6 protein-coding genes are annotated in these 8,272 nt (G+C 67.7%); all 6 read right to left on the bottom strand.

All coding sequences use genetic code 11. The features are described 5' to 3' along the window. Nucleotides 1–313 precede the first annotated feature (313 nt). The 6 genes from ACWGSK_RS26865 to acs all read right to left on the bottom strand — a co-directional run bounded on the left by ACWGSK_RS26865 (nt 314) and on the right by acs (nt 8,103). Nucleotides 314–787: a SixA phosphatase family protein gene (locus ACWGSK_RS26865; RefSeq protein ID WP_358511027.1), complete on the bottom strand. Its 474-nt coding sequence runs from the start codon at nt 785–787 to the stop codon at nt 314–316. A gap of 246 nt (nt 788–1,033) precedes the next feature. Continuing rightward, on the bottom strand, nt 1,034–3,457 hold the full coding sequence (locus ACWGSK_RS26860; protein ID WP_358511184.1) for a sodium-translocating pyrophosphatase: 2,424 nt from the start codon (nt 3,455–3,457) through the stop codon (nt 1,034–1,036). Between the two features lie 539 nt (nt 3,458–3,996). Beyond that, nucleotides 3,997–4,500 carry a DUF309 domain-containing protein gene (locus tag ACWGSK_RS26855; RefSeq protein WP_358511029.1) on the bottom strand — a complete coding sequence of 168 codons (504 nt, stop codon included), beginning with the start codon at nt 4,498–4,500 and terminating at the stop codon, nt 3,997–3,999. Beyond that, nucleotides 4,466–5,416: an alpha/beta fold hydrolase gene (locus tag ACWGSK_RS26850; RefSeq protein WP_358511032.1), complete on the bottom strand. Its 951-nt coding sequence runs from the start codon at nt 5,414–5,416 to the stop codon at nt 4,466–4,468. The genes ACWGSK_RS26855 and ACWGSK_RS26850 overlap by 35 nt, the downstream gene beginning before the upstream one ends. 10 nt (nt 5,417–5,426) lie before the next feature. After that, nucleotides 5,427–5,942 (bottom strand): phage holin family protein, encoded by a 516-nt coding sequence (locus ACWGSK_RS26845; protein WP_452457105.1) that lies wholly within the window; start codon nt 5,940–5,942, stop codon nt 5,427–5,429. Between the two features lie 190 nt (nt 5,943–6,132). Continuing rightward, a complete protein-coding gene (gene acs, locus ACWGSK_RS26840) occupies nt 6,133–8,103 on the bottom strand; it encodes an acetate--CoA ligase (RefSeq protein WP_358511038.1) in 1,971 nt (656 codons plus the stop codon). Nucleotides 8,104–8,272: the final 169 nt, after the last annotated feature.

Raw genomic sequence — 8,272 nt, 5'->3', positions numbered from 1 at the left:
TCGGTGTTCCTGATCGGGGTAAAGGCCCGTTTGTGCTTCTTTCGGCTTTGCGTTTTCACCTGTCGGTTTGAACGCTGGGCTTTTGAAGCGACTCTCATCATCTTACATGTCTCGGGGAGTGCCCGAACCATTTCGGTGAAGAAGAGGAAGTGTCTGACTCGAAGATCCGATCACGCCCACGGAGAACCCGTGTTCGTTTCGATCGAGAAGATCTCGTCCCCCTCTCGGCCTTGGGCCGTTCGGAGGCGACTCGGAGAACATTACCCCTGCCCTCCCACCCGTGCAACCCGGAAACCCTGTGCCGTGGGTCACATCAGTTGAGGATCCGGCCGGTGCCCGTTCCCGGAGCCGCGTAGAGCCACTCCCCCTCCAGGTCGATCGCCGCGACGGTGGCCGGTGAGAACGCCGCCATGGCCTGCTCTCCGATGAACGACGCGGCCACCTGAGCGATGGTCGGGTTGTGTCCGACCACCAAGAGGGTGTTCACCACCGGGTCCACATAGGTGATGAGTTCCAGGAGGCTCTCCGGGCCGGCCAGGTAGGCGGCCTCGGTGTGGTCGACCTCCGGGGCCGAATCCATCGCACCCAGTACCCCGTCCAGGGTCTGTCGTGTCCGGGCGGCCGCGGAGCAGATGACGTGTTCCGGTGCGTACCCCTTCTCCTTGAGGAGACGCCCGACCCTCTCGGCCTGGTCTCGGCCCTTGTCGGTGAGGGCACGGTCGAAGTCGATCGCCCCGAACCCGTCCTCGGCCTTCGCGTGGCGCATCAGGAGGAGTGTGCGACTCATGGGGACACCACCGTGGCGACCACGGTGATGAACGCCATGAAGCCGAACATGGCCCCAAGGATGATGAACAGTCCCTTTGCCCCTGACACCTCGACACAACTCCTTCATTCAGAGCACCGACATCCGTTCCACCAGGGTAGGTGCGTGAACGGAGCGGCCGCCCGGAGGTCCCGGACGGCCGCTCGGCGAAGGTGGGGAGACAAAAGGTGGGGAGGCAAGAGGTCTCCCCACCCGGGGTCGGTGGGGTCAGCCCTTGCCGGTGTCGGCGGCGCGGGCCTCCTCCTTCCGGTTCCCTTCGGTGTCCCCACCCTCGTCCGCGACGGCGTCGCCCACCACGGTCTTCTCGTCTCCGGTGACCTCGCCGTCTCCACCGGCTTCCGGGGCCCCCTTCGGGGTGGTCCGACCATCGACCTCGGCGAGGTCGTTCTCCGTCCCCGACCCCCTGTTCTTCGACCAGAGCACCGCACCGACGAGGATGCCGACCGCCACGACGGTCACTCCGACCCGGAGGACCACGTTGTCCGCGTACATCACCACGGTGGGTGCCACGATCAGCGCGACCAGGTTCATCACCTTGAGCAGCGGGTTGATGGCCGGGCCCGCGGTGTCCTTGAAGGGGTCGCCGACGGTGTCACCGATGATGGTGGCCTCGTGGGCGGCCGAGCCCTTGCCTCCGTGGTGTCCGTCCTCCACCAGCTTCTTGGCGTTGTCCCAGGCGCCACCGGCGTTGGACAGGAACACCGCCATGAGCACGCCCACGGCGATGGCGCCACCGAGGAAGGCACCGAGCGGCGCGTACCCGAAGGCGAAGCCGACGGCGATCGGTGCGAGGACCGCGAGGAGACCGGGGGTGACCAGTTCCCGCAGGGAGTCCTTGGTGCAGATGTCGACGACCCGCGCGTACTCGGGCGTCTCGCTGCCGTCCATGATCCCGGGACGGGTGCGGAACTGGTTGCGCACCTCCAGGACCACCCGCTGGGCGGCCCGGCCGACCGCCATGATGGCGAGGCCCGAAAAGAAGAACACGACGGCCGCGCCGATGATGACACCGACGAGGACGTCCGGGTTGTCCAGCGACAGGGAGAAGATCTCGCCCTCGCCGAGGCGTTCTTGGACCGAGGTGCGGAACGCTCCGAAGAGCGCGGTGGCGGCGAGGACGGCGGTGGCGATCGCGATGCCCTTGGTGATCGCCTTGGTGGTGTTGCCGACGGCGTCCAGGCCGGTGAGGACGTCGGCGCCCTTGCCCTCGACGTCCCCGGACATCTCGGCGATGCCCTGGGCGTTGTCGGCGACGGGACCGAAGGTGTCCATGGCGACGATGATGCCGACCGTGGTGAGGAGCCCGGTACCGGCGAGCGCGACGGCGAACAGGCTGAGGGTGATGGAGCCGCCACCGAGGAGGAACGCGGCGTAGACGGCGCCGGCGATGAGCAGGGCCGAGTAGACCGCGGACTCCAGGCCCACGGAGATGCCGGACAGGATGACGGTGGCCGCGCCGGTCTCGGAGCTCTGCCCGATGTCCTTGACGGGGCGTTTGTCGGTTTCGGTGAAGTAGCCGGTGAGGAGCTGGATGGCCGCGGCGAGTACCAGTCCGATGAGGACCGCGACGATGGCGATGAACCTCGGGTCGGGGTCGGTCCCCGCAGCGGCGATCTCCTCTAGGACTCCGTCGCTGACGCCCTTCAGCTGGTCGAAGCTGCTGGGCAGGTACCAGAGCGCGGTGCCGATGACGAGGACGGCGGAGATGCCCGCCGAGACGAAGAAGCCGCGGTTGATCGCGCTCATCGCCGTCTTGTCCTTGGCCCTGGGCGCGACGATGAAGATTCCGATGATGGCGGTGATGACACCGATCATGGGGACCAGCAAGGGGAAGACGAGCCCCTCGGTGCCGAAGGCGACACGGCCCAGGATGAGCGAGGCGACGAGGACCACCGCGTAGGACTCGAACAGGTCGGCGGCCATGCCGGCGCAGTCGCCCACGTTGTCACCGACGTTGTCGGCGATGGTGGCGGCGTTTCGGGGGTCGTCCTCGGGGATGCCCTGTTCCACCTTGCCCACGAGGTCGGCACCGACGTCGGCGGCCTTGGTGAAGATGCCACCGCCCACTCGCATGAACATCGCGAGGAGGGCCGCGCCGAAGCCGAAGCCCTCCAGGACGATGGGGGCGTTCTCCCGGTAGATGAGGACTACGATCGCGGCGCCGAGCAGGCCGAGGCCGACGGTGATCATGCCGGCGACACCGCCGGTGCGGAAGGCGATGCGCATGGCGGCGTGGCCGTCGCTCTCGCCGCCGCCACGGGCGGCGGCGGCCACACGGACGTTGCCGCGGACCGCGAGCCACATTCCGATGAAGCCGGTGGCCGCCGAGAGCAGGGCGCCGAGGGCGAAGAACAACGATCGGCCGATGGCGATGGCCCATGTGTCGGCGTGCAGGAGAAGTAGTAGTAGCGGGATGACGACGATGAAGACCGCGAGTGTGCGGAACTGTCGTTTCAAGTAGGCCGCGGCGCCTTCCTGAACGGCGACCGCGATATTGCGCATTCGTTCGGTGCCCTGCCCGGCGGCGAGTACCTCACGTACGAGCATCCCCGCTACGGCGAGCGCGAGGAGCGCGACCACCATGACGACGATGACGAGGGTGAGGTCCCTGCCTTCCAGGGCCAGGGCCATGCCACTATCCGCGGCGATGTTGAGCCCAGACAATCCGTCCTCCTTGAGACGGGCACATCCTTTTCGGCCCCGTCATCGAAGGTGTGCGGAACAGCCGCCTCTTGGGCTTCGGTGCCGCGCACCGCCGTATGCGTTCCGTCGTCCACAGGGGTATTGAACTGGGGCGACATCACGCGGGTCGGGGTCGAAGCGGTGCCACCTTTCTGTGTGGTGCACGCCGCCCGCGTCACGTACCGGCGAGCGGTGATCCGGGGATTGTACGCACGCGGAAGAATAATTAAGAGGGTCGGTTCACCATTTCCCCAATTGGGATTGAAGATGTGACCCCATGGTGATCTCGGGATTCGGATTAATGGCTTTGTTGGTCTTTTTTGCCTCAGATGACATCGCATAATGCGTTAGTGCCATGCAAATGACAAAGCACGTATACGGGCATGAATCAGAAATTACCCTCTGTAGTCACTGGAGGCACAGGAGGGCCAGAGGTCTCGATAACCCCTGTCATACCGCTCTGGTGGTGGGTTTCGGTCCGGACGGAATTAGGCCGTCCGCAGCCGCATTCCAGAGGGATCGATGCCGTCGCCAGAGGTGGCACGCCCACTGTCGAGATCGTCGGCCAGACCCCGCGCGAACACGGCGATCCCCGCCACGTCCACCCCGTGTGGAGCGTCCGGACCGAACTCCTCCACCCGGTCGGCGCCTCGTCGCAACAGGCGGGCCGCGCCCAACCGGTTACCGCGCTGGGCGTGGGTGACCCCGACCGCGGTCTGCGCCAGTCCTCGCCACAGCTCCCGCTCCGGCTCCGGGGACGACTTCCAGACCGCTTCGAGCACTTCGTGCGCGGTGAACGCGTAACCCTGGTCCAAGAGCCGTTGGGCCTCGCCCAGCCCCTCCTCCACGGTGAACTCCGCGTCGTCGGGCACACGCTCGACCTCGCCCCGACCGCCATGAGGCATAGGGCGCCCGTACCGGTCACGAGGCCGCTGGTTCTGTGCCCGCCCGACCTCGTTACGGTCGCGTTCGCCCTCGGCCCGTGTCGTCATGGGTGCCTCCCCGCCGCTCGCCATCGATCTCCCGCATCCACCCTACGAGAGCCTCCGCGACGTGACCCGGCCGCTCCTCCTGGGGGAAGTGTCCGGCGTCGGGCACCGACACCCAGCGGTAGGGGCCGGCGACGAGTCGCGCCGAGGATCGGGCGACCTCGGGCGGACAGACCGGGTCCAGGGAACCGTGCAGTTGGAGGACGGGGATCCGTACCGCGGCGCGCATTCGATGGGCGTACCGGAGGCCGTCCGCGCGCCACCGCGACCGGAAGATCCAGCGGTGGTACTCCAGCGAGCAGTGCGAGACCTTCGGGATCGAGAAGGCGAGACGGTAGCGTTCCTCGGCCTCGCGGTCGGGCCACCCCGGGGCCGACCAGGCGTCGAGGAGTTCGCCCACACGGACGCAACCGTCGGCGAGCAGCCGGTGTTCGGGAAGGATCGGCACCTGGAAGCGGAGCATGTGACCGGCGCCGGGCCCCGGAGAAAGGAAGGCACGGGCGGCGCGTCGAGGGTGGGGGGCCGACACCGCGGCCAGGGCGCGAACCGTACCCGGATGATAGGCGGTCATGGTCCAGCCGATCAGTCCGCCGACCCCGTGTCCGACCACGACGGCCTCGGCGGACCCGAGCGCGCGGACCAACCCCGCCATGTCCTGCGCCAGACCCACCAGGTCGTATCCCCGCGGGGTCTTGTCGCTGGCGCCATAGCCCCGGAGGTCGACGGCGACGGCCCGATATCCGGCCCCGGCCAGGGCGGTCATCTGGTCGCGCCACGTCCACCAGAACTGGGGGAAGCCGTGCAGGAGGAGGACGGGTGGACCTTCGCCGAGTTCGGCCACGTGGAACCGGGCTCCGGCCGCGCCGACCGTCCGGTGGGCCCAGGGGCCGTCCACATAGGCGACCGAATCGTCCAGCACCCGCGGGTCGCTAGTCGTTCGTGACGGCGGTGGCCCCGCCGGCGGTGGTCCTACTGGTGGCGGTGGCCTCGGTGACGGCCGTGGCCCCGCCGTGCCTGGGCGGACGGATCTCTCCACGAAGGATGCCCACGAGGCGGGAGGTGGTGATCGCCGTGCGGGCCAGGCCCTGGCGACGACGCAGGTTGATGACCGCGACCAGGGCGAAGATCAGGGCGATCAGCAGGTAGAAGCCGGTGACGGCGAGGAAGGAGGTCCAGTACTGCCAACCGAAGACCTCCGCCAGGAAGAATCCGGCGGTGATGGAGAAGAGGATCGCCACGAGGTGCAGGATGACACCGGCGGCACCGAACTCACCGATGCTCTTGCCGATCTTGACGGCGTCCGCCTTGGCCTCAAGCTTGGCGAGCCTGATTTCGAGCTTGACCAGATGCGAGAGGTTGTCGGTGGCGTCGGTGACCAGTTCACCGATGGAACGTTCGGGGTCGCCGGCAGCGCCAGGTCGGCCGGTACCCGGCTTGTCCACCATCGTGGGGGTTCCCTTCTCTCGGTCCGAACACGCGGATTATCCTCCGCATCCTCGCACATGCCATGCCACCGATGTCTCTCACGGCACGCAAAACGGCGGGCTTCGGTTTCGGTGGTGAGTGAGCGGTCGAAGGCGCCCCACCCCCGCGGGAGGGGATGGGGCGCCGTTGAACCGTCGGTGTCGCGACCCCTCAGCCGTCCGTCTTGGCCGAGGGCAACTGCTTGGCGATCACGTCCATGATCGACGAGTCGGTCAGGGTGGAGGTGTCACCGATGTCCCGGTTCTCCGCGATGTCGCGCAGCAGACGCCGCATGATCTTGCCGGATCGGGTCTTGGGCAGTTCCGGAACCGCGAGGAGGCGGGCGGGCTTGGCGATCGGGCCGAGCGAGCTGCCGACGTGGTCGCGCAACTCCTGGACCAGGTCCTCCGGGACCTCTTCCTGTCCACCCCGCAGGATGACGAAGCCGACGATCGCCTGACCGCTCACCTTGTCGGCGGCTCCGACGACCGCCGCTTCGGCGACCTTGGGGTGCGAGACCAGGGCCGACTCAACCTCGGTGGTGGAGATGTTGTGGCCGGAGACGAGCATGACGTCGTCCACGCGGCCGAGCAGCCACATGTCACCGTCCTCGTCCTTCTTGGCACCGTCACCGGGGAAGTAGAGACCCTCGAAGCGCGACCAGTAGGTGTCCTTGTAGCGCTGGTCGTCGCCCCAGATGCCGCGGAGCATGGCCGGCCAGGGTTCGCGGATGACGATGAAGCCGCCTTCGCCGTCGGGCACCGATCGCCCTTGTTCGTCGACGACGTCGGCCTCGATGCCCGGGATCGGACCCATCGCGGCGCCGGGCTTGCCCGAGGTGACACCGGGCAGCGGGCTGACCATGATGGCGCCGGTCTCGGTCTGCCACCAGGTGTCCACCACCGGGGCCCTGCCGCCGCCGATGTTCTCCCGGTACCAGATGTAGGCCTCGGGGTTGATCGGCTCACCGACCGAACCGATGACGCGCAGGCTCGACAGGTCGTACTTCGCGGGGATCTCGTCTCCCCACTTCATGAAGGTACGGATCGCGGTGGGCGCCATGTAGGCGATCGTGACCTTGTACTTCTCGATGATCTCCCAGAAACGGCCCTTGTGCGGGGTGTCCGGGGTGCCCTCGTACATGACCACGGTCGCGGCGTTGGAGAGCGGACCGTAGACGATGTAGGAGTGACCGGTGACCCAGCCGATGTCGGCGGCGCACCAGTAGACGTCGGTCTCCGGCTTGAGGTCGAAGACCGCCCAGTGCGTGTACGAGGACTGGGTGAGGTACCCGCCGGTGGTGTGCAGGATGCCCTTGGGCTTGGCCGTGGTCCCGCTGGTGTACATGATGTACAGCGGGTCCTCGGCGTCGTGCGCCTGGGGGGTGTGCTCGGTGCTCGCGGAGCCGACGGCGTCGTGCCACCACACGTCCCGGTCGGTCCATTCGACGTCCTGGCCGGTGCGGCGGACGACGAGGACGTTCTCGACGACGGGACGGTTCGCGACGGCCCCGTCCACGGCGGGCTTGAGGGCGCTGGGCTTGCCGCGCCGGTAGCCGCCGTCGGCGGTGATGACGAGCTTGGCCTGGCTGTCGTCGATGCGCTGGCCGAGGGCGTCGACGGAGAACCCGCCGAAGACGACCATGTGCACGGCGCCGATACGGGCGCAGGCGAGCATGGCGACGACCGTCTCCGGGATCATCGGCATGTAGATGGCGACCCGGTCGCCCTTCTTCACGCCGAGCGCGGTGATCGCGTTGGCCGCCTGGGACACCTGGTCCTTGAGGTCGGCGTAGGTGATGGTGCGGCTGTCACCGGGCTCGCCCTCCCACTGGATGGCGGCGCGATCACCGAGACCGGCGTCGACGTGGCGATCCACGCAGTTGACGGAGGCGTTGAGCTTGCCGCCGACGAACCACTTCGCGTAGGGCGGGTCCCAGTCCAGAACGGTGTCCCACTCCCGATCCCACTGGAGCCTGCGGGCCTGCTCCTCCCAGAAGCCGAGTCGGTCGGCGGCCGCGGCGTCGTAGGCGTCCGCCTTGACGTTGGCGTTCGCGGCGAGCTCCGCCGGCGGCGGGAAACTACGTGTTTCGTGGAGAAGGTTGGACAGTGTCTCCTGGCTCGAGGGAGTGCTGTCGGCCACTGTGATTCTCCTTACGTTGGCGGTGGGCACCCAATTAATCATGTGGCGTAGGGCGCGTGAACAGCCGGGTCTCGGTCCAGCGGCGGTGAGCGCCGGGCGAGCGCCGAACGGTCGACGAACGGTCGTCGCTCCGCGATGAACGGTCTTCCCAGAACCCGTCCGGGCATGT

The sequence above is a fragment of the Nocardiopsis sp. NPDC055551 genome (assembly GCF_053619415.1).
This window is presented reverse-complemented; position numbering and strand designations above follow the sequence as displayed.